General features: G+C 73.1%; 18 protein-coding genes. 10 read left to right on the top strand and 8 right to left on the bottom strand.

Annotated elements, in window-relative coordinates:
* Nucleotides 1–57: 57 nt before the first annotated feature.
* The 3 genes from ACFRMQ_RS16625 to ACFRMQ_RS16615 form a co-directional block, all read right to left on the bottom strand.
* The gene (locus tag ACFRMQ_RS16625) at nt 58–645 is read right to left on the bottom strand and encodes a YdcF family protein (RefSeq protein WP_380731177.1); all 588 of its coding nucleotides are present in this window, start codon (nt 643–645) and stop codon (nt 58–60) included.
* A gap of 152 nt (nt 646–797) precedes the next feature.
* Nucleotides 798–1,796 (bottom strand): cytochrome c oxidase assembly protein, encoded by a 999-nt coding sequence (locus ACFRMQ_RS16620; RefSeq protein WP_380731176.1) that lies wholly within the window; start codon nt 1,794–1,796, stop codon nt 798–800.
* Between the two features lie 305 nt (nt 1,797–2,101).
* On the bottom strand, nt 2,102–2,821 hold the full coding sequence (locus ACFRMQ_RS16615; RefSeq protein ID WP_380731175.1) for a helix-turn-helix transcriptional regulator: 720 nt from the start codon (nt 2,819–2,821) through the stop codon (nt 2,102–2,104).
* 501 nt (nt 2,822–3,322) lie between these two features.
* Between ACFRMQ_RS16615 and ACFRMQ_RS16610 the strand changes: the two genes are divergently transcribed.
* The 5 genes from ACFRMQ_RS16610 (at nt 3,323) to ACFRMQ_RS16590 (ending at nt 9,085) form a co-directional block, all read left to right on the top strand.
* Nucleotides 3,323–4,120, top strand: a complete 798-nt coding sequence (locus ACFRMQ_RS16610; RefSeq protein ID WP_380731174.1) for a TIGR03084 family metal-binding protein — start codon at nt 3,323–3,325, stop codon at nt 4,118–4,120.
* Nucleotides 4,121–4,195: 75 nt separating this feature from the next.
* A complete protein-coding gene (locus ACFRMQ_RS16605; RefSeq protein WP_380731173.1) occupies nt 4,196–5,509 on the top strand; it encodes an ABC1 kinase family protein in 1,314 nt (437 codons plus the stop codon).
* Between the two features lie 132 nt (nt 5,510–5,641).
* Nucleotides 5,642–7,288, top strand: a complete 1,647-nt coding sequence (locus ACFRMQ_RS16600) for an MFS transporter (protein ID WP_380731172.1) — start codon at nt 5,642–5,644, stop codon at nt 7,286–7,288.
* Nucleotides 7,285–8,343, top strand: coding sequence for an SDR family NAD(P)-dependent oxidoreductase (locus ACFRMQ_RS16595; protein WP_380731171.1), 1,059 nt, complete (start codon nt 7,285–7,287; stop codon nt 8,341–8,343). The genes ACFRMQ_RS16600 and ACFRMQ_RS16595 overlap by 4 nt, the downstream gene beginning before the upstream one ends.
* A 40-nt stretch (nt 8,344–8,383) precedes the next feature.
* Nucleotides 8,384–9,085, top strand: coding sequence for a maleylpyruvate isomerase family mycothiol-dependent enzyme (locus ACFRMQ_RS16590; RefSeq protein ID WP_380731170.1), 702 nt, complete (start codon nt 8,384–8,386; stop codon nt 9,083–9,085).
* A gap of 147 nt (nt 9,086–9,232) precedes the next feature.
* On the opposite strand, the gene ACFRMQ_RS16585 is transcribed toward ACFRMQ_RS16590, so the two are convergent.
* The 5 genes from ACFRMQ_RS16585 to ACFRMQ_RS16565 all read right to left on the bottom strand — a co-directional run bounded on the left by ACFRMQ_RS16585 (nt 9,233) and on the right by ACFRMQ_RS16565 (nt 14,828).
* Nucleotides 9,233–10,030, bottom strand: coding sequence for a helix-turn-helix transcriptional regulator (locus ACFRMQ_RS16585; protein WP_380731169.1), 798 nt, complete (start codon nt 10,028–10,030; stop codon nt 9,233–9,235).
* Between the two features lie 234 nt (nt 10,031–10,264).
* Nucleotides 10,265–11,383: a carboxymuconolactone decarboxylase family protein gene (locus ACFRMQ_RS16580; RefSeq protein ID WP_380731168.1), complete on the bottom strand. Its 1,119-nt coding sequence runs from the start codon at nt 11,381–11,383 to the stop codon at nt 10,265–10,267.
* 138 nt (nt 11,384–11,521) lie between these two features.
* The gene (locus ACFRMQ_RS16575; RefSeq protein ID WP_380731167.1) at nt 11,522–12,400 is read right to left on the bottom strand and encodes an SDR family NAD(P)-dependent oxidoreductase; all 879 of its coding nucleotides are present in this window, start codon (nt 12,398–12,400) and stop codon (nt 11,522–11,524) included.
* Entirely contained in the window at nt 12,397–13,032 is a 636-nt protein-coding gene (locus ACFRMQ_RS16570; RefSeq protein ID WP_380731166.1) for a carboxymuconolactone decarboxylase family protein, read from the bottom strand. The genes ACFRMQ_RS16575 and ACFRMQ_RS16570 overlap by 4 nt, the downstream gene beginning before the upstream one ends.
* Nucleotides 13,033–13,283: 251 nt before the next feature.
* On the bottom strand, nt 13,284–14,828 hold the full coding sequence (locus tag ACFRMQ_RS16565; protein WP_380731165.1) for a GMC family oxidoreductase: 1,545 nt from the start codon (nt 14,826–14,828) through the stop codon (nt 13,284–13,286).
* Nucleotides 14,829–15,106: 278 nt separating this feature from the next.
* Between ACFRMQ_RS16565 and ACFRMQ_RS16560 the strand changes: the two genes are divergently transcribed.
* From ACFRMQ_RS16560 to ACFRMQ_RS16540, 5 genes are read left to right on the top strand one after another with little or no spacing between them, the layout of a single operon-like run.
* On the top strand, nt 15,107–17,086 hold the full coding sequence (locus tag ACFRMQ_RS16560; protein ID WP_380731164.1) for an ASPIC/UnbV domain-containing protein: 1,980 nt from the start codon (nt 15,107–15,109) through the stop codon (nt 17,084–17,086).
* Complete coding sequence (locus tag ACFRMQ_RS16555) at nt 17,083–18,099, top strand: enediyne biosynthesis protein (protein ID WP_380731163.1); 1,017 nt, start codon at nt 17,083–17,085, stop codon at nt 18,097–18,099. Before ACFRMQ_RS16560 ends, ACFRMQ_RS16555 begins: the two co-directional genes overlap by 4 nt.
* Entirely contained in the window at nt 18,096–24,026 is a 5,931-nt protein-coding gene (locus tag ACFRMQ_RS16550; RefSeq protein WP_380731162.1) for an SDR family NAD(P)-dependent oxidoreductase, read from the top strand. Before ACFRMQ_RS16555 ends, ACFRMQ_RS16550 begins: the two co-directional genes overlap by 4 nt.
* A gap of 2 nt (nt 24,027–24,028) precedes the next feature.
* Entirely contained in the window at nt 24,029–24,499 is a 471-nt protein-coding gene (locus ACFRMQ_RS16545) for an acyl-CoA thioesterase (RefSeq protein WP_380731178.1), read from the top strand.
* Nucleotides 24,496–25,074, top strand: a complete 579-nt coding sequence (locus ACFRMQ_RS16540) for a flavin reductase family protein (protein WP_380731161.1) — start codon at nt 24,496–24,498, stop codon at nt 25,072–25,074. The genes ACFRMQ_RS16545 and ACFRMQ_RS16540 overlap by 4 nt, the downstream gene beginning before the upstream one ends.
* The last annotated feature ends 37 nt before the right edge of the window (nt 25,075–25,111 follow it).

Genomic DNA, 25,111 nt, shown 5'->3' with positions numbered 1-25,111 from the left:
GGACCCGGGGCCTTCCGGCTGCCGGAGGGCGTGGTGCGCGGGGCCGTCGGCCCCGGTTCAGGCGCGGCCGAGCAGGGCGAGGGCGGTGCCGACGGCCTCGCGCAGCAGCAGGTACGGGCCGTGCGCCAGCGGGCCGTCCGCGCCGAGCACGGCGGCCGGGGCGTCGGCCCGGCGGGCGGCGAGGGCGGAGCGGACGGTGTGGAAGCCGTTGGTGACCACCGTGCAGCGGTAGCCGGGGCGCTCGGCGGCCATCAGGGCGGCGCTGAACCGGAGGTTCTCGGCGGTGTTCACGGCCCGTTCCTCGCGCCGGATCCGCCCGGCGGGGACGCCCCGGGCGACCAGGTAGCGGGCCATCGCGGCGGCCTCCGTGCACTGCTCGTGCGGCCCCTTCCCCCCGGTCACCAGGACCAGCGGGGCGTGTCCGGCCCGCTCCTCGGCGGCGAGGCGCTCCAGCGCGGCGTCCAGTCGGGCCGCCAGCGGGGGCGCCGGCTCGCAGCCGTCCAGCGCGGCGCCCAGGACCACCAGGTAGTCGGCGCCGGCGGGGGCGCGCCGACGGCGCTGGTACAGCGCGAGGCCGAGGAAGCCGAGCAGCCAGAGCGGGACGCACCCGCAGAGCAGGACGGCGACGATCAGCAGGACGTGCATGTCTGTTCGAACGCATTCGGCGGAACGCTCGTTCCGGGGCGCCCGGAACGAGCGTTCTCGTACGGGGAACGGGGTTCCGGGACGGGAACGGCGGAACCCCCGTTCCGGAGGGGCTTCCGGGAACGGGGGTTCCGTGTCGGGCGGTGGGCCGCTCAGCCGCCGACGGCGTCGGCGGCCGGGACCGGGCCCGCCCCCGCCCCCGGGCGCTGGTCGCGCTTGTGCAGCGAGGCCAGGTAGGCGTTGTACGCCTCCAGCTCGGCGTCACCGGTGCGCTCCTCGGAGCGGTCGCGACGGCGGGCGTGCCGCTGCTCCGAGCCCATCCACTGGTAGACCAGCGCGATCAGCACGATCGCGGTCGGGATCTCGCCGAACGCCCAGGTGATGCCGCCGGCCAGCTTCTGGTCCTCCAGCAAGTCGGTTCCGGGCGGCGCGCCCTCCACGGTGAAGGTGGTGACCAGCGGGTGGACGGCCATCATCACCGCCACGCCGAAGAAGGCGTGGAACGGCATCCCCATGAACAGCTCGATGATCCGCATCACGTGGCCCGGGCGGTGCGGGCCCGGGTCCACGCCCATGATCGGCCAGAAGAAGGCCAGACCGGTGAGCAGGAAGTGCACCATCATGAAGATGTGCCCGACGCGGTACTGCATCAGGAAGTCGAACAGCGGGGTGAAGTAGACCCCGTACAGACTCGCGATGAACATCGGGATGGTGAACGCCGGGTGCGAGATGATCCGCACGTACCGGCTGTGCAGCAGCGCCACCAGCAGCTCGCGCGGCCCGCGCGGACGGCCCTTGCCGGCCGGGCGCAGCGCCCGCAGCGCCAGCGTGATCGGGGCGCCGAGCAGCAGCAGGATCGGCGTCAGCATGGAGAGCACCATGTGCTGGATCATGTGTGCGCTGAACAGCACCATGCCGTAGTCGTTCAGCCCGCTGCAGGTGACCAGCAGGAGGCTGGCGACACCGGCCGCCCAGCCGACCATCCGGCCGACCGGCCAGCGGTCGCCGCGCCGGTACAGCCGGACCACGCCCGCCGCGTACAGCCCCAGGATCACCAGCCCGCCGAGCAGGAACACCCAGTCCGGCGACCAGGTCCAGACATTGGACAAGGTGAACGGGCCTAGCTGGGTCATCCCGCCGTGGTGGTGCATTCCTGACATTCCGTCGCCCATCGGCGGGTCCTGCTTTCCGTCCTCGTGGTCCCTGGTGCGGGTCCGGTTCGCCCCTTTTTGCTTGACACACAGCCTAGGCGGGCCTTACCCCGGCCCGTCCCCCCACCCCCTCCGTACGGGTGGCTCCCCGCCGCTGGGCCGGGCGGCCGGACCGACCGGCCGGTCGGCAGGGGGCCCGGAGAGGGCCACGCGCCGGCGGCCGGCGGGTACGTGCCGCGCCCCGGGCCGCCAGGCCGTGTCCCACCGTTCCCGCCGGGCGCGCGAAGCGAATCGTGAGATGCGGCCTAGTGGGCGGCGGCCAGCGGTCCGCGGAGGGCGCCGTCCAGTTCCGGGAGGGCGAGCAGGATCGGCAGGTCGAGCTGGGTCACCTCGTGGAGCTGGACGTCGGTGCTGTAGGAGCGGCCGCCGCGGGCCCGGACCGCCCAGCCCGTGCCGACGAGTCTGGGTGGGAGGATCCGGGCTCTGGGGCGGTCGTCGGCCGTGGACACGGCGGCGGCCCGGATGAACCACAGGCCGTCGGGGACGTCGAGGCGGAACGGACGGGCCTCGTCCAGGATGTCGCAGGCCTGCGGGTACCCCTCGACGATCGGGGTGTTGAACGCGCCCACGTAGACCCGGACGGGGCCGACGTCGGTGGGGAAGTAGAGCTGTCCGGTGACGGTGGACAAGCCGTGGCCGGTCCGGGCGGCCGGCGGGGTGAGCGGTGGCAGGTCGTTGTCCTGGGCCAGCGAGCGGTAGCGGGTCGGTGAGACGCCGACGCTGCGGGTGAACCGGCTGGTGAAGGTGCCGAGGCTGTTGTAGCCCACGCGGTAGGTGATGTCGGTGACGCTGGCCGGGGTCTCCAGCAGGTGCCGCTTGGCCATGAACAGCCGGATCGCGGTGAGGAACCGGCCGGGAGACGTCCCGGTCAGCTCGTTGAACATCCTGGAGTAGTGGAATTTACTGTAGGAGGCGGTTTCGGCCAGCTGCTCGAGGGAAAGCGGGTCCGCGTAGTTCTGCCACATCGTGTCTATGCTGCGCTCTATCGCCACCGCAATAGGCATCCGGATAACCCCCACCTGTACTCGTTGGTAACTCGCGTGCTTTACCTGTGATCGGTGAATCCCCCGAGCCTTCGCCCGGTCTACGCGGGGTTGCGGGTCGGCGGTTCCGGCGCGCGACGGGTGACGTCGCCCGGTCCGTGTGTAGTGACCGCCGCGGAGTCTCGGCGACCTGGTGGCTCCCTCATCCGATGCGATGCTCCCGGGGTTCGTCGGAACCGGCCGAAGGCGCTCCGGCCGGTTTTGGCGCAGACACATCGTTTTGCGGTGGGATGACTTTCGCACCTTCTGGATTGCGGTGTGGCCGGTGTGGAACGCCCTTCTCCGGTGCGGCGACCTATTCGCCCCCGATTGTCCGGGGTCGGTCATCGGCGGCACGTATGGAGAAGCGCGCGCGGGGCCCCGGTTCGGAAAATGAACGCGGGATCCGATTGACCGAGCCTCGACAAGGAAGGAAATGTCCACATGACCGCAATGCAGGACGTCTGCGCCGACCTGGAGACGGAAGGCGAGGCGCTCGCCCGGCTGGTGGCGGACCTGACCCCCGGGCAGTGGGACGCGCCTACCCCGGCCGCCGGCTGGACGGTCCGGCACCAGGTGGCGCACCTGGCGTCGGTCAGCCGTCTGATCGAGCTCGGGCTGCGCGACCCGGCCGCCTTCGAGGCCGAGACCGCGCCCGTCCGGGAGGACTTCGAGGCGGGCATGGCGGACACGCTCGCCGAAGGACTCGCCGAGCCCGTCCCCGAGCTGCTGCGCCGCTGGGCCGGGCGGCGGGCCGCCGTCGTCCGGGGCCTCGCCGCGGTGCCCCGCCGTGAACCGGTGCCGTGGCTGACCGGTCCGCTGCCGGCCGGTGTGCTCGCCGCCGTCGCGCTGATGGAACTGTTCGCCCACGGCCAGGACCTCCACCGGGCCCTGGACGTCCCCTACGCCTTCACCGACCGGATCGGTCACATCGCCTTCCTCGGCACCAGGACCCGGGACCTGGCCTACCCCGCCCGCGGCCTGGAGCCCCCCGCCGAGCCCTTCCGGTTCGAGCTGACCGGACCGTCCGGCGTCTCCTGGGCCTTCGGCCCCGAGGACGCCGAGCAACGGATCAGTGGCCCGGCCGCCGACTTCTGCCTGCTGGTCACCCGGCGCGGGCACCGCGACGACCTCGCGCTGACCGCTGTCGGCGCGGCGGCCGACCACTGGCTGGGCATCGCCCAGACCTACCTCGGGCCGCCCGGCGCGGGCCCCGGCCGAATTGGGCAATATCGCGTATAGATCGTCCACCTGGCGGCTGGTTTCCTCGCTGTCGGGCCGGTTCGGCCCGCCCGACCCGAGGGACCTGGAGGCGCCGTGCCAGAACAGCGGACGAGTCGGTGGCTGCTCGCCGGACGGGCCTGTGCCACCGCGTCGATCGTCACCGGGCATCTCGTCGCGGCCCTGCCGCAGCTGGTGACCCGTGGCCGCCGGGCCCGCCTGGCGGACCGGGCGCCGAGGCTGCTGACCGCGCTGGGCCCGTTCTTCGTCAAGGCGGGGCAACTGGTCAGCACCCGCCGCGACCTCCTCCCGGAACGGTGGTGCGACGCGCTCGCCGAACTGTCCGACGAGGTGCGCCCGCCGCGCCGCGCCGCGGTGGTCCGGACCCTCGCCGAGTCCGGATTCGCCGACGCCTTCGCCGAGTTCGAGTGGGAGCCGGTGGCCTGCGGAAGCATCGCCAGCGTTCACCGAGCCCGGCTCGCCGACGGCACCGAGGTCGCCGTCAAGGTGCAGCGGCACGGCATCCGCCCGGTGCTGGAGGCCGATCTGCGGCTGGCCCTGCTCGGCGCCCGCGCCGGGCGGGTGGTGCCGCGCATGCGGGACCTGCCCGCCGAGGAGATGATCGGCCAACTCGGCGGCGCCGTTCTTCACCAGCTCGACTTCACCGCCGAGCGGGACTCGCTGTCGCTGCTGCGCGCCAACCTCGCCGGCCACACCGACCTGCGGATTCCGGCGCCGGTCGACGGCCTGTGCGGGCCGAGGGTGCTCACCATGGAGTTCATCCCCGGCATCGGCCGCTTCCGGCCGCTGGGCATGACCGTGGAGCGCCGCCGGGAGGTGGTCCGGGACGTGCTCCGGGCCGTCTACCGGATGCTCTTCGTCGACGGGCTGGTCCACTGCGACCTGCACCCGGGCAACCTCTGCCTGGACGGCGAGGGCCGGGTGGTGGTCCTCGACGCCGGGTTCGTGGTGCGTCTGCCCGACCCCGTCCGGCGCTCCTTCGCGGGCTTCTTCCTCAACATGGCGCAGGGCAACGGCCCGAAGTGCGCCGACATCGTCCTGGACAGCGCCGCGCGGCTGCCCGGGGACCTCGACCGCGAGGGCTTCCGGACCGCCGTGACGGCCCTGGTGGACGAGGCCGCCGGGGCGCTGTCCGCGGACTTCGAGCTCGGGGCCTTCGCGCCCCGGCTGTTCAAGCTCCAGCGGGACTTCGGAGTGTTCGCCGCGGCCGAGTTCGCCTTCCCGCTGCTGTCGCTGCTGGTGCTGGAGGGGATGATCAAGGAGTTCGACTCCGAGGTCGACTTCCAGGCGGAGGCCGTCCCCGTGCTGATGGCCTCCTTCGCCAAGGACGTCCAGGTGGACGCCGCGCGCCGCACCGGCGCCGTCCCCGGTGAGCCGCCCGTCGGCTGACGGGCGGCCGCCCGCACGCCTACCGCCTCCACCACGTACCGCCCCGCACGCGTACCGCCCTTGTCGCGTACCGCCCGTACCGCGGGCACCGCGCGTTCCCGTCCCGTCCGTTCGGTAGCAGAGGAGTCACAGATGTCCGTGGTCGGAACGACGGGGGGCGGCACCGGCCGGTCCCCGCGGGGCGGAGGGTTCACCCACCCCATCGCCTTCTGGACCGGTGCGCTGACCAGCACGGCCGGCGTGTTCCTGCACCTGCCGATGTACTTCGGCTCGCGGGACATGGGCTACCACATGGCCGGGATGGCCCCCGACGCGCCCATGGTCATCGGCATGGTGATGATCGTCGTCGGCCTCGGCCTGAGCTTCTACGGGGTGGTGCCCCGGGCGGGCCGGTCGATCAGCCGCAACGCCCGCCGGATCAGCGTCCGCGCGCTGGACGACGCCCCGCTGCGCGCCCCGCACGTCGCGCTGGCCCTCGCCATGGCGCTGGCCGTCACCATCGACGTGATGAAGCCGACCGCGCTGGCCTTCGTCGCCCCCGGCATGGCCGCCGAGTACGGACTGCGCTCACCGGCGAACCCGCACGGTGACGTCCCGGTCTCCTGGCTGCCGCTGTTCGGCATCACCGGCACCGTGCTCGGCTCGTTCCTGTGGGGCTGGCTCGGGGACCGGATCGGCCGCCGGGCGTCGATCATCATGGCCGGCATGCTCTTCGTCACCACCTCGATCTGCGGCACCATGCCCGGCTTCGGCTGGAACCTGGTGATGTGCCTGGTGATGGGGATGAGCGCCGGCGGCATGCTGCCGATCGCCTTCACCCTGCTCGCCGAGACCATCCCCTCCAAGCACCGCGGCTGGCTGATGGTGCTGATCGGCGGGGACATCGCCGGGGCGTACGTCATCACCAGCTGGCTGGCGGGCTGGCTGACGCCGACCTACAGCTGGCGCGTCCTGTGGCTGGTCGGGCTGCCCAGCGGGCTGGTGTTCATCGCCCTCAACCGGTGGATCCCCGAGTCGCCGCGCTTCCTGCTGGCCAGCGGCCGACAGGCGGAGGCCGAGCAGGTGATGGCCCGCTACGGCGCGGTCGCCCGGGAGATCCCTGAGCAGGAGGTCGAGCCGGGCCGGGAGGTCGACCGCGGTGGAACGTTCCTGCTCTTCCGCCGCCCGCTGGTCGGCCCGACCACCGCGATCACCGTCCTCGGCCTCGGCATCGGGCTGATGACCTACGGCTTCCAGCTCTGGGTGCCCACCAACCTGCGGCAACTCGGCTACTCGGCCATCAACTCCGACTACGTGGTCCGCAACGCGGCGCTGATAGGCCTGCCGCTGACGGTGCTCACCGCCTGGCTGTACGGCGTCTGGGGCAGCCGCAGGACCATCGTCGCGACCAGCGCCGTCACCGGGCTGACGCTGCTCGGCTTCGTCGTCGCCGGCGACCAACTCGCCCACGATCGGACCCTGTTGTCCCTGCTGCTGGTGGTCCCGCTGTCCGGCGTCAGCTCGGTGGTCGCGGTGGTGATCAGCTACGCGGCCGAGGTCTACCCGACCCTGGTCCGCTCACGGGCCACCGGCTTCGCGGCCGGCATGACGAAGGCGGGCGGCGTCCTGATCCTGGCCCTGACCGTCGCCACCGCGACGGTGCCCTCGCTGGCCGGCACCGCGCTGCTGGGCGCGGTGCCGCTGCTGGCCGCCGCCCTCGCCTTCCTGTGGATCGGGCCGGAGACGCGCAGCCGCCGGCTGGAGGACATCAGCGACCAGCTCGTGCCGGGCCGACCGTGAACGCCGCCGAACGGGCCGCGCCGTTGGTCGCCGTCACCGGGGGCACCGGCTTCCTCGGCTCGCACACCGTCGCCGCCCTCGTGGCCGCGGGAGCCCGGGTGCGGCTGCTGGTCCGCGACCCGGCACGGGTGGCGCCCGCGCTGGACCCGCTCGGGGTCGACCCGGACGCGGTGCGGCCCGTCGTCGGCGACGTCACCGACGAGGCCGCGGTCAGTCGGCTGTGCGAGGGCGTCGGCGCGGCGGTCCACCTCGGATCGGTCTACTCCTTCGACCGCAGGCGCCGCGCCGACATCGCCCGTACCAACGTGCTGGGAACCGAGACGGTGCTGCGGGCCGCGGTGCGCTCCGGCGCCGGCACGGTGGTGCACGTGTCGACCGTCGGCGCGCTGATCCCCAGCACCGAACCGGAGTTGCACGCCGACAGCGCCGTGGGGCGGCCGGCGGAGCCGTACCTGGCCAGCAAGGCGGCCTGCGAACGGGTCGCCCGGCTGCTCCAGCGCGAGGGCGCTCCGGTGCGGATCGCCTACCCGCCCGCCCTGCTCGGCCCGCACGACCCCCGGCTCGGCGACCAGACCGGCCGGCTGCGCGACGCGCTGCGCGGTCTGATGCCGCTCTGGCCCACCGGCGGTTTCCCGCTCGGCGATGTGCGGGACACCGCCGCCGTCCTGGCCGGCCTCGCCGCCGGTCCGGCGTCGGACACCCCGGCCCGGATCTTCACCCCCGGCCGCTACCTCGCCACCGCCGACTACCTGGCGGCCCTGCGGAGCGCCACCGGCCGCGCCCTGCCGGCCGCCCGGCTGCCCGGCCGGGCCATGCTCCCGGCGGCCCGGTTCGCCGACGCCGTGCAGCGCTGGTGGCCCTGGCACATCCCGGCCGAGTACGGTGCGGCCTACACCTGCGTCCACGCGGTGCCCGTCGCGGCGGCCGCGACGGCCGGCCGCCCCGCGCCCCGGCCGGTCGAGGAGACCATCGCCGACACCGTCCACTGGATGTACGGAGCCGGAATGGTGACGAAACGTCAGGCCGGCGTCGCGAGCGAACGGAACACGGTGTGACGGCGGCGCCGCCCGGCGCCCTGAACCGGAGGAGGCGGCCGTGACAGCGGCGCAGACCCAGCACGATCCGGCCGAGCAGCACGCGGCCTACCGGCACAGTCGCGAGGCGATCGCCACCCTGGCGGCCGGGCTGCCGGACCCGGCCGCCGTCCGCCTGCCCGCCTGCCCGGAGTGGAGCGTGCGGGACCTGATCGGGCACCTGGTGCACATCTGCGAGTCGTTCGTCTCCCTGGAGGACAACCAGATCGACCTGGTTCCGCTGGAAGGGGTCCCGGCGGCCGAACTGCTCCATCGCTGGGACGCGTTGGACGGTGCGCTGCTCGCGGCCCTGGGCCGCACCCCGGAGTTGCGCCGACGGATCCTGCTGCTCGACGTGTTCTCGCACGAGCTGGACCTGCGGCAGAGGCTGGACGCGCCCGCGGACCCGGCCGCCCACCCGGCGTTCCGCGGGGCGCTGGAGCTGAGCACCATGGGCTTCGGCCTGGCGGTGAACGGCGGCGGGCTGCCGGCGCTGCGGATCGAGACCGCCGGGCAGGTCTGGGTGGTGGGCGAGGGCACCCCCGCCGCGACCGTGCGGGGGGCGGGGGTGGACGTCTTCCGGTCGCTGACCGGCCGCCGTACCCGGCCGCAGATCGAGGGCCTGGACTGGTCCGGGAAGTCGGCCGGGACGTGGGAGGCGGCGTTCGCCTGGGGCCCGTTCGTGCCGCCCACGGCCGAGGTGGAGCCGCTGGCCGGCCGCTGAGCGGGACCGGTCGCGGGGCGCCGGACGCGGGCACGGCTTCCGGCTTCCGGCGAACGGCTCACGGCGAACGGCTCACGGCGAACGGCTCACGAAGAACGGGCGGGACCGCTGCTCAGCGGTCCCGCCCGTTCGCCGTGAGGCGGACCCTCACACCCCGCTCAGGGCGGGCAGGCGTAGCGGCGCGGTGCCGTCGGCGGGCCGCCGCGGGGAGTCGAGTTCCGGCAGGGCCAGCAGGATCGGCAGGTCCAGCGCGGTGAGCTGGCGGGCCGCCAGCTTGACGGGGGCGTTGTCCTGGCCGTGGCGCACGCAGAGCTCCGGGCCCGAGGCGACGAACAGCGGCCGCCGCTCCCAGGGCGGGACCGGGAAGTCGCTCGCCGGGACCACGGCGGCCCGGATGAACCAGACGCCCTCGGGGGCGCGCAGCGTGAACGGGCCGGGCCGGTCCAGGATCTCGCAGGCGACCGGGCGGCCTTGCACGATGGGTTCGCGGAACGCGCCGATGTAGATCCGCACGGGCTGTCCGGCCTCGGGCGAGCGGATGCTGCCGTTCACCGCGAAGGTGCGGCGGCCGCCGTCGGAGTGCGCCGCACCGGCACCGGGCCGCCCGCCGCGTTCGGGCAGGCCGGCTCTGGCCAGCGCCCGGTAGCGGGCGGGGGAGAGGCTGACGCTGCGGGTGAACCGGCTGGTGAAGGTGCCGAGGCTGTTGTACCCGACGCGGTAGGAGATCTCGGTGACGCTGAGGTCGGTCTCCAGCAGCATGGTCTTCGCCTGGTGCAGCCGGACGGCGGAGAGGAAGCGCCCGGGGGAGGTGCCGGTGAGATTGCGGAAGACCCGGGAGAAGTAGAACTTGCTGAGGATTGCGGTGTTGGCGATCTCGTCGAGCGAGAGCGGTTCCTCGTAGCGCTTCCACATCGTTTCAATCGCGCGTTCGACAGCGATCTGCACAGCGACTCTCCAAGCTCGTCGACGAATGGATGGGTGGCATTCCTCCGGATGGGCCGGGAAGACCGGTGGTCTTCGCCCGGCGGTTTTCACGCCATTTTTCCGGAGGTGACGGAGGGGTGTGTGGCCATCGATGGAACTGCGTTTTTCGACGGATGGAGGAATCGCCGGAGGGGAGTGGCGACGGAACGGGAAAGGTGTCGGACAGAGATCGGGAAAGGGCCGGGTGTCGGAAGTTCAGTCGTCGGACAACAGGTGTCGAACACGCCGCCGAGCCGCCCGCAGGGCGGCCCAGGAGCAGGCCGCGAGGATCTCCCGGTCGCCCGCGCCGGCCCGCCGGGCGGCGGCGACGACCCGGTCGTCGATTCGGTAGGAGGCCAGCGCGGTGAGCAGCGCGAGCTCGCCCACCGGCCGCACGTCCGGCGGGAGTTCGCTCAGCGGGGCGTCCAGCCAGGCCCGGCCGAGGCCGGGGTCGGTGCCGTCCCAGCGGGCCGTTTCGGCGGCCACCGCCTCCCGGACCGGATCCGGCACCAGTTCGGTGCCGACCCGTTCGACGGCGGCGGTGCCGCGGGCCAGCGCGTCGGCGATCCGAGGGTCGGCCGCCGCCCAGTCCAGGTCCGGCGGCAGCGGTGCGGCCGGCAGCAGGGACAGCGAGGTGCCCGGCGCGGACGCCGCCCGGACGGACCCGCGCATCAGGCCGATCAGCACCCGGAGCACCGGGCCGATCGCCCGGCCCGGGGCGCCCGGCGGCAGTGGCCGGGAGCCCAGGAAGATGTTGACCACCCGGTTGAGGTACTGCAGGCACAGTGCCGTGCCGGCCAGTTCCGGGAGCAGTTCGGGCGGGAACGGCGGCGTGCCCGCGGTGGTGACCCAAGCCGTCAGCTCCTCGGCCGTCAGCCCCTCGGCCGCCGGCCCGGCCCGGCCGGCCCGGCGGCGCGGGACCGGCCGGAGGGACAGCGAGTCGAGCATGGTGCTGTGCATGGTGGTGCAGAACGGGCACCGGTTGCCCGCCGAGACGGCGGCCGCCACCGCCTCCTTGGCCGTCCGCGGGGCCCGCCCCTCGGCCAGCATCGTCTCGCGGAGCGTCACCCAGGACGCGGCGAGCAGCTCCGGCACCGGCGCGTGCAACGCCACCGGCGGTGCCAGCACCCCGAAGTCCCGCTCCAGCTCCCGGTAGACCCGGGCCGTGTCGCCGGACGCCTCGCGGAACGACACGGTCGGGACGTGCCGGACCTGGAGCAGGGACAGCCCCCTGAGCGGCGCCTGGACGAGCCCGCGCCCGACGCTCACGAGCCCGCCGCGGATCCGGGTCCCCGGGATGCCGTGGTGCGCCCGTCCCTCGTGGTCCGTCGGCATCCGCGGGTCCTTCCCTCGGTCCTTCGACGATTCTCGTCGATGCTTCACCCGATCGTGGCACCCGGAACGGGCCCGTCCTTCTTCTCTCTTGCGCTGTGCCCCGGCTTGCGCTGTGCCCCGGCCGGGGCGGGGCGCCGCCTACGGAACCGGGAAGAACGCCCGGACGAAGCGCTCGAACAGCGCGTCGCCGATGGTCCAGCGCATGCGCGGCAGCAGCCGGGAGGGCACCCCGATCCGGTACCGGATCCGCGGGTTGTCGCTGGTGACGGCCTTCTCGATGACCTTGGCCACGGTCTCGGCGCGCACCGCCATCCGGCCCCGCCCGGTCGGCCGCTCGGTCTCCCGGTAGGCGCCGTGCCAGTCGACGAAGTACCGCCAGAACTCGTCGTAGAGACCGCCGTGCTCCTGCCCGGACATCCCGAGGTCGGCGACCGACATCGGCACGAACCCGCCGAGCACCGGTGAGGGCTCGATCAGCACCACCTTGATGCCGTCCCGGGCCACCTCCAGGCGCAGCGAGTCGCTCACGGCCTCCAGCGCGTGTTTGGTGGCCTGGTAGTAGCCGCGGCCGGGGGTGGCGAACTGGCCGAAGATGGACGACATCATGACCACCCGGCCGCCGCCCTGCGCGCGCATCCCGGGCAGCACCAGCTGGGTGAGCCGGCACAGCCCGAAGAGGTTGGTCTCGAACTGGCCGCGCACCTCGTCGATCGGGGTCTCCCCGATGGTTCCGTTGAGGCTGTACGCGGCGTTGTTGATCAGGGTGCCGACCGCGCCGTGTTCGGCGACGACCTTCTCCACCGCGGCCGTCATCGACTCCTCGTCGTCGACGTCCAGGTGCAGGACCCGGATCCCCTCGGCGGCCAGGCCGGCCAGCGCCTCGGGCCGCCGCGCGGTGGCGTACACCGGCAGGCCGGCCCGGTGCAGCCGCAGCGCGGCGGCCCGCCCGGTGCCGGAGGACATGCCGGTGCTGGAGGACGCGCCGGTCAGCAGGACCGCGTGCGAGCGGCCGCTCACCTGCCCTCCGCCAGGCGCTCCTCGGAGACGGAGGCGTCCTGCCGCTGGGAGGCGATCCGGCTGCGGGTCACCGAGTTGCCCAGGCCGAGTCCGTCCACCAGGCGGTTGATGAAGGCGAACAGGGAGGCGGTGAACACCGCCTCCAGCATCTCCTCGTTGCTCCAGCCGGCGGCCTCGGTCGCGGCCCAGTCCTCGTCGGTGATCCGGAAGGCGCCGGTGCCGACCTGGGTGACCAGCCGCATCAGTGCCTTGGTGCGCTCGTCGACCGGCAACTCCTCGACCGAGGGGGAGTCCTGGATCGCGTCGGTCAGTTCCGGGGAACCGCCGAACTGGGCCAGGAACCAGTTGTGGGTGCCGACGCAGTACGGGCAGCCGTTGACCTTGGAACTCCAGGCGGAGATCATCTCGCGGGTCGCCCGTGGCAGCACCCCGTCGTTGAAGACCCCTCCGTAGCCGGCGATCACGACTTCCAGCAGGTCGGGACGGCTGGAGACCAGCCGGAACATGTCCGGGACGAAGGGGATGCCCATCCGCGACTTGATCGCGTCGTAGAGCTCCTTCGTCCGGCCCTCGGCCTCCGCCTCCTCCACCAGCGGGACGCGAACCGTGCTCAGCACATTCGGATCGGTCATGGGAAAACGCCTTCCCTTTCGACGGTGCGGGCCGCCGCCGCGGGCTTTTCCGAAAACATCGGGGAATGCGAGCAATTCCTGCCCGGCGGGCAACGGCGTGGTTTTCCCCATAATGGCAGGAATGGTGTGGATTCCTCGTCTCCCAGATTGCCCTGTGCGGGCCCGGGCGGCCGGCGCCGGAAGCGCCGACGGCCGCCCCGGCGCATGGGCACCGGAGCGGCCGTCGGGCCGGGCGGGGTGGGCGGGCTGGGTCACTCGGCTCGCAGCCAGTCCGCCAGCCGCTCGCCGATCATGATCGAGGTGAGGTTGGTGTTGCAGTTGACGATGCTCGGCATGACGGAGGCGTCGGCCACGTACAGGCCCTCGACGCCGTGCACCCGCAGCCGCTGGTCCACGACCGCGCCCTCGTCCTCGGCGGTGCCCATCCGGGCCGTGCCGACCGGGTGGTAGCCGCTGTCCAGGCTGGTCCTGACGTACTGCTCGACCATCGCGTCCTTCTCGACGAGCCGGTCGCTCAGCACGATGAAGCCGTCGCCCTTCGAGGCGATCCCCGGGTGGTTGACGAGTTCCCAGCAGGTGCGGACGCCCTGGACCATCTTCTCCAGGTCCCGCTCGGTGGAGAGGAAGTCCAGCTTGATGTCGGGCCCCGCCGCCGGGTCGGTGGAGGCCAGCCGCAGCCGGCCCACCGACTCCGGCTGCTGGTCCACCACCATCACGCCGAAGATCATCGGTGCGCCGGCCAGCATCTGGAGCTCGGGGAAGAGCGTCAGGTCGAAGTGGTTGACCATGTAGTACTGCATGTCGTTGAAGGCCGTGGAGCCCTTGGCGGTGGTGCGCACCATCGACTGCAGGAACGGCACGTCGGTGTCCACCGCGCCGTCCTTGGGCCGCAGGAAGACACCGGTGCGCGGGTGGTCCATCAGGTGGGCGCCGACCCCGGGCCGGTCGAGTCGCACGTCGATGCCCAGCCGGGTCAGGTCCTGCGCCGGGCCGATGCCCGAACGCATCAGCAGGGTGGGGGAGTTGACGGCGCCGGCGGACAGCACCACGGCGCGCGCCCGGAGTTCCTCCGGCACCCGGCCGTCGGCCGAGGCCAGGACGCCCACGGCGCGGTCGCCGTCGAACAGCACCTCGTGCACCAGGGTGGCGCCGAGCACGGTCAGGTTGGCGCGGGAGCGGACCCCGGGGGTGAGGTAGGCCATCGCGGTGGAGACGCGGAAGCGCGGGTCGCGGCGGGTGGACGGGATGGGGCCGATGCCCGTCGCCTCGGGGTGGTTGTGGTCGGCGACCTCGGGGAAGCCGGCCGCCAGGCTCGCCTCGGTGAAGGAGACCTGCATGGGCGTCATCTCGTCCGGCCGGAAGCGGCGGACCGGCACCGGGCCGCCCTTGCCGTGGTACCGGTCGTCGAAGTCGAGGTCGTCCTCCAGGCGCCGGTAGTACGGAAGGACCTGCTCGTACGTCCACTCCGGGTTGTCCGTCGCCCACCGCTCGAAGTTCTCCGGGACGCCGCGCAGCGCGATGGTCGCGCCGACCGCGGACGAGCCGCCGGTGATCCTCCCGCGCGGGAAGATGATCCGCCGTCCGTCCGTGATCTCCGCGCGGAACCGCCAGTCGTGCTCGCTGAGCGACATCGCGTTGCCGTCGGTGATGTCGTGCGGAATGGCGGCCGGGTCGGGGAAGTCGGGGCCGGCTTCGACGAGGAGCACGGAACGGCCCGGGTCCTCGCTCAGCCGGGCCGCGAGGGCCGCTCCGGCGGAGCCGGACCCGACGACAATCACGTCATACGTGTACACCATGGATTGAACCTCGCGAGACGGGGATTCGAAGGGGCCGATCTCACCCGAGTTTTGCAGCGGAGCCGTGCGCGGACTTCTCCGAGACTGCCCAGCCGAACCGGCCGTGGAATTCCACGCGGCGCACCCGGTTCGGCGTCCGAACCCCGGCAACTTCAGAGAAGCACGCTTTAGGGGCCCGGGACATCCTCAAGTGTCAGGTCCGATGGCAGGTGGTTGTCGAATTCGTTCGCACCGGCCTTGGGCAGTCGATTCCATGTCGCCAGCGGGAGGGAATTGGGATGTCGTACCGACGACGATTCCGCAGACTCGTACCGGGGTTGGTCACCATATTGGTGGCCGCCTCGATGTTCCTCGTCGTCCGTTCTTCCGTGGCGGTCGCGGGCGGTGACGACGCGGCCGCGGCGTACAGCTTCAAGGAGATGCCCATCGCCATGCCGCCGGGGTACGAATCCCGGCCGATGAAGACGATCCGCCAGGTCAATCCGGCGTACCAGAAGATCCGCGCGTGGATCTCCTCGGTCGGCGCCAGCATCGCCGTCAACGACGTCACCGGCCACGGTCTCGCCGACGGCATGTGCATCGTGGACACCCGCACCGACTCCGTCGTGGTCACCTACACCCCGACGGCGCGCGACGCCGACCGCTTCACCCCCTTCGTCCTGGACGGCAAGCCGCTGCCGATGGACGACACCATGGCGCCCACCGGCTGCACGCCGGGCGACTTCAACGGCGACGGCCGCACCGACTTCCTGGTCACCTACTGGGGCCGCACCCCGGTGCTGTTCATGGCGAAGGACGACGCGGCCGCACCGTCCGCCGCGGCGTACGTACCGCGCGAGGTCGTCCCGTCCCAGAGCCTCGACGGCCGCTACCACGGCCCGCGCTGGAACACCGACGCCGCCTACGTCGCCGACCTGGACGGCAGCGGCCATCCGTCGATCATCATCGGCAACTACTTCCCCGACTCCGACGTGCTCGACCCCGACGGCATCCGCAACGTCCAGATGAACGACTCGCTGTCCAGCGCGAAGAACGCCGGCGGCGACCACGTGCTGCGCTACCACTCCTCGGCCATCGGCACCGAGCCGGACGCGCGGTTCATCGAGGAGAAGGACGCCATCCCGTTCGACGCCTCCACCGGATGGACGCTGGCCATCTCCGGCGCCGACCTGACGGGCTCCGGCCTGCCGGACGTCTACATCGCCAACGACTTCGGCCACGCCCACCTGCTGCACAACGTCTCGACGCCCGGCCGGATCCGCTTCACCGAGGCGACCGGCGAGCGCACCCCGACCACCCCCAAGTCCTTCGTGCTCGGCAAGGGATCGTTCAAGGGCATGGGCGTCGACTTCGGTGACGTGGACGGCAACGGCAGCTTCGACATGATGGTCAGCAACATCACCGTGGCCTGGGGCCTGGAGGAGAGCAACTTCCTCTGGATCAACCGGGCCGGCAGCCAGGCCGAGGCCAAGAAGAAGCTGGACGCCGGCACCGCCCCGTTCACCCAGGAGGCCGCCGACAACGGCGTGGCCTGGACCGGCTGGGGCTGGGACGCCAAGATGGGCGACTTCCTCAACAACGGCAAGCAGAACATCCTGCAGGCCGACGGATTCGTCAAGGGCGACATCGACCGCTGGCCGTGGCTGCAGGAGATGGCCATGACCAACGACGACCTGCTCTCCAACCCGGCGATGTGGCCGAACGTCGGCCCCGGTGACGACCTGGCCGGCGACGAGGGCATGGCCTTCTACGCCCGCACCGCGAGCGGCAAGTTCGCCAACATCAGCAAGCAACTCGGCCTCGACGTCCCGATCCCGACCCGCGGCATCGCCACCGCCGACACCACCGGCCGCGGCGCCCTCGACTTCGCGATCGCCCGCCAGTGGGGCGAACCGGCCTTCTACGCCAACCAGGCCCCGGCGCTCGGCCACGACCTGACGCTGCGCCTGTACCGGCCGGCCCAGGGCGCCACCGCCGGGCAGGGCCTGGCCGCAACCGGCTCACCCGCCTACGGGACCACCGTCACCATCACCACCCCCGACGGCAAGCAGATCGGCCAACTCGACGGCGGCGGCGGACACGGCGGCTTCCGCAGCTTCGACGTCCGCTTCGGCCTCGGCGGCTACTCCGGCCCCGTCACCGCCGACTTCAGCTGGCGCGACGCCCGGGGCGGCCTGCACACCAAGACCCGACAGCTGACCGCCGGAAGCCACACGCTCATGCTGACCGACGACATCCAGGAGGTGACGGCCCGATGACCGACACCGAGATCGCCGGGGTGGCGGCCCACGCCGTCCGGCCCCGACCCGCGAAGAGACAGGCCAACCGCGACCCGCGCTACCTCGCGCTGCGCAACTTCGCGCTCTCCATGACCGTCTTCAACATCTTCGGCTACACCCTGCTCGGCTTCGAACAGCCCTGGCTGTGGCCGCTGATCTGCGCGCCGTTCGGCTACCTGGTCGAGATCGTCCTGGAGCTGATCAGCGCTTGGGCGCAGCAGCGCGGCCCGCGGTTCATGGGCAACGGCTTCCGCGGCGTCTACGAGTTCCTGCTGCCCGCCCACATCACCGCCCTCGCGGCGAACATGCTGCTCTACGCCAACGACAAGCTGCTGCCGATCCTGCTCGGCGTCTTCATCGGCGTCGCCGCCAAGCACGTCCTGCAGGCTCCGGTGAACGGCCGGATGCGGCACTTCATGAACCCGTCCAACTTCGGCATCACCATGGTGCTGGTGCTGTTCGGCTCCTGGGTCAGCATCGCCCCGCCGTACGAGTTCACCGAGAACGCCAACACCTTCTTCCGGGTCGGCATCCCGCTGATCATCGCCACCGCCGGCACCGTCCTCAACGCGATGCTCACCAAGCGGGTCCCGCTGATCGTCGGCTGGCTCGGCGGGTTCGTCATCCAGGCGGTGCTGCGCCACTTCATCTGGGACGTGGCGATGTTCTCCGCGGTCGGCCCGATGAGCGGCGTCGCCTTCGTGCTCTACACCAACTACATGGTGACCGACCCCGGCACCACCCCGACCAAGGGCCGCAACCAGTTCGTGTTCGGCGCCTCGGTCGCCATGGTCTACGGCGTGCTGATGCTCTTCAACGTCGTCTACACGCTGTTCTACGCCACCACCATCGTCTGCGCCCTGCGCGGCGCCGGCTGGTGGGTGGCGCACTTCGTACAGAAGCGGAACCGGACCGACGGAGTCGGAGCGGGCCGCCACGGCGACCCGGCCGCGCCCGGACGGCCCACGAGCAGCGAGGCGGTGGCGGCGTGAGCACGCAGCAGTCCCCGTCGGCTCCGGCCGACGACAGACCGGCCGGGGCCGGGCGGATCGCGGTGGTCGGCATGGCCTGCCGCTACCCCGACGCCGAGACCCCCGAACAGCTGTGGCAGAACGTGCTGGCGGGCCGTCGGGCCTTCCGCAGGCTGCCCGACGTGCGGATGCGCGCCGAGGACTACTACTCGCCCGATCCGGCCGCGCCCGACCGCTTCTACAGCGCCAGGGCCGCGGTGATCGAGGGCTTCGAGTTCGACCGCGTCCGCCACCGCGTCGCGGGCAGCACCTTCCGGGCCACCGACATGACCCACTGGCTCGCCCTGGACACCGCCGCCCGCGCCCTGGAGGACGCCGGCTTCCCGTTCGGCGAGGGCCTGGAGGACACCAACACCGGTGTCATCATCGGCAACACCCTCACCGGCGAGTTCAGCCGGGCCAACCTGATGCGCCTGCGCTGGCCGTACGTGCGCCGCACGGTGGGCGCCGCGCTGCGCGAACAGGGCTGGGACGACGCCGCGTTGACCGCCTTCCTGGACGGTCTGGAGGGCCGCTACAAGAGCGCCTTCCCGCCGATCGGCGAGGACACCCTGGCCGGCGGCCTGGCCAACACCATCGCGGGCCGGATCTGCAACCACTTCGACTTCAAGGGCGGCGGCTTCACCGTCGACGGCGCCTGCTCCTCCTCCCTGCTGTCCGTCTCCACCGCGTGCGACGCCCTGGTCGACGGCCGGATGGACGTCGCGGTGGCCGGCGGCGTCGATCTGAGCATCGACCCGTTCGAGGTGATCGGCTTCGCCAAGACCGGGGCGCTGGCCACCGGCGAGATGCGGGTCTACGACAAGGGCTCCAACGGCTTCTGGCCCGGCGAGGGCTGCGGCATGGTCGTCCTGATGCGCGACGAGGACGCCCGCGCCCAGGGCCGGTTCCGCTACGCCACCATCCCCGGCTGGGGATACTCCTCCGACGGCAAGGGCGGCATCACCCGGCCCGAGGCCGGCGGCCACCGCCTCGCCCTGGCCCGTGCCTACCGCTCGGCCGGCTTCGGCATCGAGACGGTCGGCTACTTCGAGGGGCACGGCACCGGCACCGCCGTCGGCGACGCCACCGAGCTGCGCGCGTTCTCCGAGGCCCGCCGGGCCGCCGGGGCCCGGCATCCGGCCGCGCTCAGCACCGTCAAGGGGAACTTCGGCCACACCAAGGCCGCGGCCGGTGTCGCCGGGCTGCTCAAGGCGATCCTGGCGGTCCGCCACCAGGTGATCCCGCCCGCCACCAGCCACGTCGACCCGCACCCCGAACTCACCGGCCCCGAACCGGCGATGCGCGTCCCCGACCGGGCCGAACTGTGGCCCCAGGGCGCGCCGATCCGGGCCGGGATCTCCTCTATGGGCTTCGGTGGCATCAACGCGCACGTCGTGGTCGAGCACGCCGACGGCGTCCTGCGCACCGCCGTGCCCGCCGCCGCCCGCCGGCTGGTCGCCTCCCGTCAGGACACCGAACTGTTCCTGCTGGACGGCGCCGACCCGGCCGAGCTGCGGGCGAAGGCGACCGGGCTGGCGGAGTTCTGCGCCCAGCTGTCGTTCGCCGAACTCGGCGACCTGGCGGCCACCCTGGAGGGCCAACTGGCCGGCCGGCCGTTGCGGGCCGCGGTGCTGGCCGCCTCGCCCGAGCAGGCCGTCGAGCGGCTGACCGCGCTGGCGGGCCTGCTGGACTCCGGTGTCCGCTCCGCGTCGAACACCGCCCACGGCGTTTTCCTGGGCGGCGCCGGTTCGGAGCCCCGGATCGGCTTCCTGTTCCCCGGCCAGGGCGCCGGCCGACGCGGCGACGGAGGGGCGCTGCGCCGCCGGTTCGCCGTCGTCGAGGAGCTGTACGACCGGCTGGCGCTGCCCGTCGACGGCGATCAGGTCGCCACCGACGTCGCCCAGCCGCGGATCGTCGCGGCCTCGGTGGCCGGGCTGAGGGTGCTGGAACTGCTCGGCGTCGAGGCGGTCCGGGCCACCGGGCACAGCCTCGGTGAGCTGACCGCCCTGCACTGGGCGGGCGCGATGGACGAGTCCACCGTGCTGAGCGCGGCGAGCGCCCGCGGCCGGATCATGGCCTCGGCGGGCGACGGCGGCGGCGCGATGGCGGCGCTCGCCACGACCCCGGGGCTCGCCGAGGCGCTGGTCGTCGGGGAGCCGGTGGTGATCGCCGGTCACAACAGCCCGCGGCAGACCGTGGTCTCGGGGCCGGTCGCGGCGGTCGACCGGGTCTGCGCGCTGGCGGCGGCCCAGGGCGTCGGTGTGGCGCGGGTCAACGTCTCGCACGCCTTCCACTCGCCGGCCGTCGCCCCGGCGGCGGCCGGGCTGGCCGGGCACCTGGCCCAGGAGCGCTTCGGCGCGGTCGGTGACGGACTGGTCTCCACCGTCACGGGCGGCCTGCTGCCCGCCGACACGGACGTGGTGGACCTGCTGACCCGCCAGGTCGTCCAGCCGGTGCGCTTCACCGAGGCGGTCCAGGCGATGGCCGGGCAGGTGGACCTGCTGGTCGAGGTCGGCCCCGGCCAGGTCCTCAGATCGCTGGCGGGAGAGATCCTCCCCGCCGTCCCCGTGGTCGCCACCGAGACCGACGCGATGTCGCTGGCCGGGTTGCTGGGCGTCGTCGCGACCGCCTGGACGATGGGCGCGCCCGTCCGCCACGAGCAGCTGTTCGCCGACCGGTTCACCCGGCCGCTGCCGCTGGACAAGGAGTTCCGGTTCCTCGCCAGCCCGTGCGAGACCGGCGGTGAGGACTTCGTCCTGGAACACACCGAGCACACCGAGCACACCGAGCACGCCGGGCACGCCGGGCACGCCGGGCGGGCCGGGGCACCGCGGCCGGCCGCGCCGCGCGCCGCGACCGCCGGTGAGGCCCCGGAGTCCGGCGCCGCGTCGGGCGCCTCCAGCCTGGAGGTGCTGATCCGGCTGGCCGCGGAGCGGGCCGAGCTGCCGGTCGAGACCGTCTCCCCGTCGGCCAACCCGCTGGACGAACTGCACCTCAGCTCCATCACGGTCGGCCAGATCATGAACCAGGCAGCCCAGGAACTGGGCATCGGCGCCCCGATGGTGACCACCGCCTTCGCCACTTCGACGATCAGTCAACTCGCTGAACTTCTGGACGAGTTGGCCGATAGCGCGGTGGAAGCGGGCAGTCGGTCGGCCGTGGCCGGCGTGGCCCCCTGGGTGCGTCCGTTCCTGATCGACCTGACCGAGACGCCGGCCCCGGCCCCGGCGGCCGGGCCCGGTGGGGACTGGGAGGTCTTCTCCTCCGACCGGCACCCGCTGGCCGGGCCGCTGGCCGAGCGGCTCGCCGCCTCCGGCCCCGGCGGCGGTGTACTCCTCGCCCTGCCCCGGGACTGCTCCCAGCAGCACGTCGGCCTGATGCTGGGAGCCGCCCGCGCCGCGCTCGACCCGGCCCGCCGGGCCGCCGGCACCCGGCTGGTCGCGGTCGGAGACCGCAGGGGAGCGGCCGGGCTGGCCAAGACCCTGCACCTGGAGGCCCCCGACATCCCGGTCACCGTCGTCACCCTGCCGATCCCGGACGAGCTGCCGGCCGAGGAGGCCGAGCGGATCAGCGTCCGGATCGCCGCCGACGCGGCGGCCACCACCGGCTTCGCCGAGGTGCGCTACGACGCCGACGGCACCCGGCGGGTGCCGGTCCTGCGCGCGGTCGACCTCGACCCGGACCCGGCCCACCAGGCACTCGGCCCCCAGGACGTCCTGCTGGTCACCGGCGGCGGCAAGGGGATCACCGCCGAGTGCGCCATCTCGCTGGCCGGGGCGAACGGCGCGGCGATCGGCCTGATGGGCCGCTCCGACCCCGCCGAGGACGCCGAACTCGCCGGGAACCTGGCCCGGATGGCGGCGGCGGGCGTCCGGGTGCACTACACCCGGGCCGACGTCACCTCCGCCGATCAGGTCAAGGCGGCGGTCGGCGAGATCACCCGGGAGCTCGGACCGGTCACCGGCCTGTTGCACGGAGCCGGCCGCAACGAGCCGCAGTCGCTCGCCACCCTCGACGAGTCCTCGTTCCGCCGCACCCTGGCCACCAAGATCGACGGCGTGGAGGCGGTGCTCGCCGCGGTCGACCCGGCGGCGCTGCGCCTGTTCGTCACCTTCGGCAGCATCATCGGCCGGGCCGGCCTGCGCGGGGAGGCGGACTACGCCACCGCCAACGACTGGCTCACCGAGCTGACCGTGCGCTTCCAGGAGGACTACCCCGACTGCCGCTGCCTGGCCCTGGAGTGGTCGGTCTGGTCGGGCGCCGGCATGGGCGAGCGGCTCGGCGTGCTGGAGGCCCTGGTCCGCGAGGGCATCGAGCCGATCCCCACCGAGGACGGCGTGGCGCTGCTCGGCCGACTGCTCGCCACCCCCGGCACCGCCCCGGCGCTCGTGGTGATGGGCCGGGCGGGCGGCCTGCCGACGATCAGCCTGGAGCAGCGCGAACTGCCGCTGCTGCGCTTCCTGGAGCGCCCCCAGGTGCACTACCCCGGCATCGAACTGGTGGTGGACGCCGAGCTGACCGGCGGCGGCGACCGCTACCTGCCCGACCACCTGCTGGACGGCGACCTGCTCTTCCCCGCCGTCCTCGGCATGGAGGCGATGACCCAGGCGGCCACCGCGCTGACCGGTCACCAGGGCGTCCCGGTGCTGGAGGACATGAGGTTCCTGCGGCCCGTCGTCGTCCCGGTGGGCGGCGCGACGACCCTGCGGGTCGCCGTCCTCGTCACCGGGCCGGACACCGTCGAGGCGGTGGTGCGCAGTGGCGAGACCGGTTTCCAGGCGGACCACTTCCGGGCCGTCCTGCGCTTCGGCGCGGCCCGTCCCGGGGGCGAGCCGGCGCCGGTCGCGGAGGACGTGCCGCGGGTGCCGCTGGCGCCCGGCGAGCTGTACGGGCCGGTGCTGTTCCAGGGCGACCGCTTCCGGCGGCTGCTCGGCTACCGGGACCTCGGCGCCCGGCACTGCCTGGCCGAGATCGACGACACGCCGCGCTCCGACTGGTTCGCCGGCTACCATCCCGGCGACCTGCTGCTGGCCGACCCGGGCACCCGGGACGCGCTGATGCACTCCATCCAGGCGTGCGTCCCCGAGGCCACCCTGCTGCCGGTCAGCGTCGAGCGGCTGCACCTGGCCGACGCCGGGGCCGCGCGCGGCGGCCGGCTGCTTTTCCTGGACGCCCGCGAGCGCTCCCGGGACGGCGACAGCTACCTCTACGACCTGGAGGTCCGCGACGAGGCGGGTCTGCCGGTCGAGCGCTGGGAGGGCCTGCTGCTGCGGGCCGTGCGCAAGCGGGACGGCGCCGGACCGTGGCTGCCCGCGCTGCTCGGCCCCTTCCTGGAGCGGCGCGTCGAGGCGGCGTCGGGCCACCCGGTCCGGTGCGTGGTGCTGCCCGGCGGCGAGGGCTCGGGAGACTCGGTCGCCGACCGGCGCCGGCGCACCGCCGAGGCGGCCGGCTGGGCGCTCGGGCGCGCCACCGAGGTGCACCACCGCCCCGACGGGCGGCCCGAACTGGCCGACGGGCGGTGGATCTCCTCCTCGCACGCGGCCGGGGTCACCTTCACGGTGGTCGCCGACGAGGTCGTCGGCTGCGACGTCGAGGTGGCCGCCGAGCGGACCGCCGAGGTGTGGGAGGGGCTGCTGGGGGAGGACGGCACGGCGCTGGCCGGGCTTCTGGCCGCGGAACGCGGCGAGCCGTTGAGCACGGCCGCGACCAGGGTGTGGGGCGCGGTGGAGACGCTGCGCAAGGCGGGCCACGCGGTGGCGGCGCTCAGTCTGGAGGACGCCCGCGGGCTTCCGGCCGGCTGGGTGGCGTTCCGCGGCGGCGCGCACCTGATCACGAGCTTCGTGACCGCCCTGGACGGCGTCGCCGATCCGGTGGCCTTCACCGTCCTGACAGGAGGGGCCCGGTGACCGTGTCGGACCACTACGAGTACCGCCACCTGGTGGGATTCGAGGAGACCAATCTCGTCGGCAACGTCTACTACGTCAACTACCTGCGCTGGCAGGGGCGTTGCCGGGAGATGTTCCTCCTGGAGAAGGCCCCGGAGGTGCTCGCCGACATCCGCGCCGACCTCAAGCTGTTCACCCTCAAGGTGGACTGCGAGTTCTTCGCCGAGATCACCGCCTTCGACGAGCTGTCCATCCGGATGCGGCTGGCGGACCTCACCCAGACCCAGGTCGCCTTCACCTTCGACTACGTCCGACTGGCTCCGGACGGCGGTGAGTACCTGGTCGCGCGCGGGCAGCAGCGGGTCGCCTGCATGCGCGGCCCCAACACCGACACCCGCCCGACCAGGGTGCCCGAGCCGTTGCGGCTCGCCCTGGCGCCCTACGCCGTCCCCGCGACGGCACCCTCCCTGCCCGGCACCACTACCGTGGGGTGATCGCCATGTCCTCCTTTCCGCCCGCGTCCGTACCGCTGCCCGGCTCGTTCGACCTGCCCCCGTTGCCGGACGAGGCCCCCGAGGCGGACATCCGTGACCGCCGGGCCCTGCGCGGGGTGCTGGGGCGCTTCGCCACGGGGGTGACCGTGCTGACGGCGGGGCGCGACACCCCGTCCGGTATGACCGCCAACTCCTTCACGTCCGTCTCGCTGGAGCCGGCGCAGGTGCTGGTGTGCGTGGTGGGGTCGGCGGCGGTCCATCAGGCCGTGCTGGCCGAGGAGGCGTTCGCGGTGTCGGTACTGGCCCGCGACCAGGAGTGGGTGGCACGGCACTTCGCCGACCACCGGCGTCCGCGCGGGGCGCGGGAGTTCGAGGGGATCGACCACGTGCCGGGCCGCCACACCGGGGCGCCCGTGCTGTGCCGCGTCCACGCGTGGCTGGAGTGCCGGCTCAGCGCCGTCCACGAGGGGGGTGACCACACGATCTTCGTCGGCTCGGTGCTGGGCGCGGGCCGCTCCGCCGGAGGGGACCCGCTGCTGTTCCACGGCGGAGCCTTCGCCGGGCTCGCCGACTGACCGTCGAGCCACTCGCACCACTCGCACCACTCACACC

This window comes from Kitasatospora sp. NPDC056783 (assembly GCF_042789895.1).
Classification (GTDB): domain Bacteria; phylum Actinomycetota; class Actinomycetes; order Streptomycetales; family Streptomycetaceae; genus Kitasatospora.
Note: the sequence above shows the minus strand (reverse complement) of the source record. Positions and strands in the feature narration are given on the sequence as shown.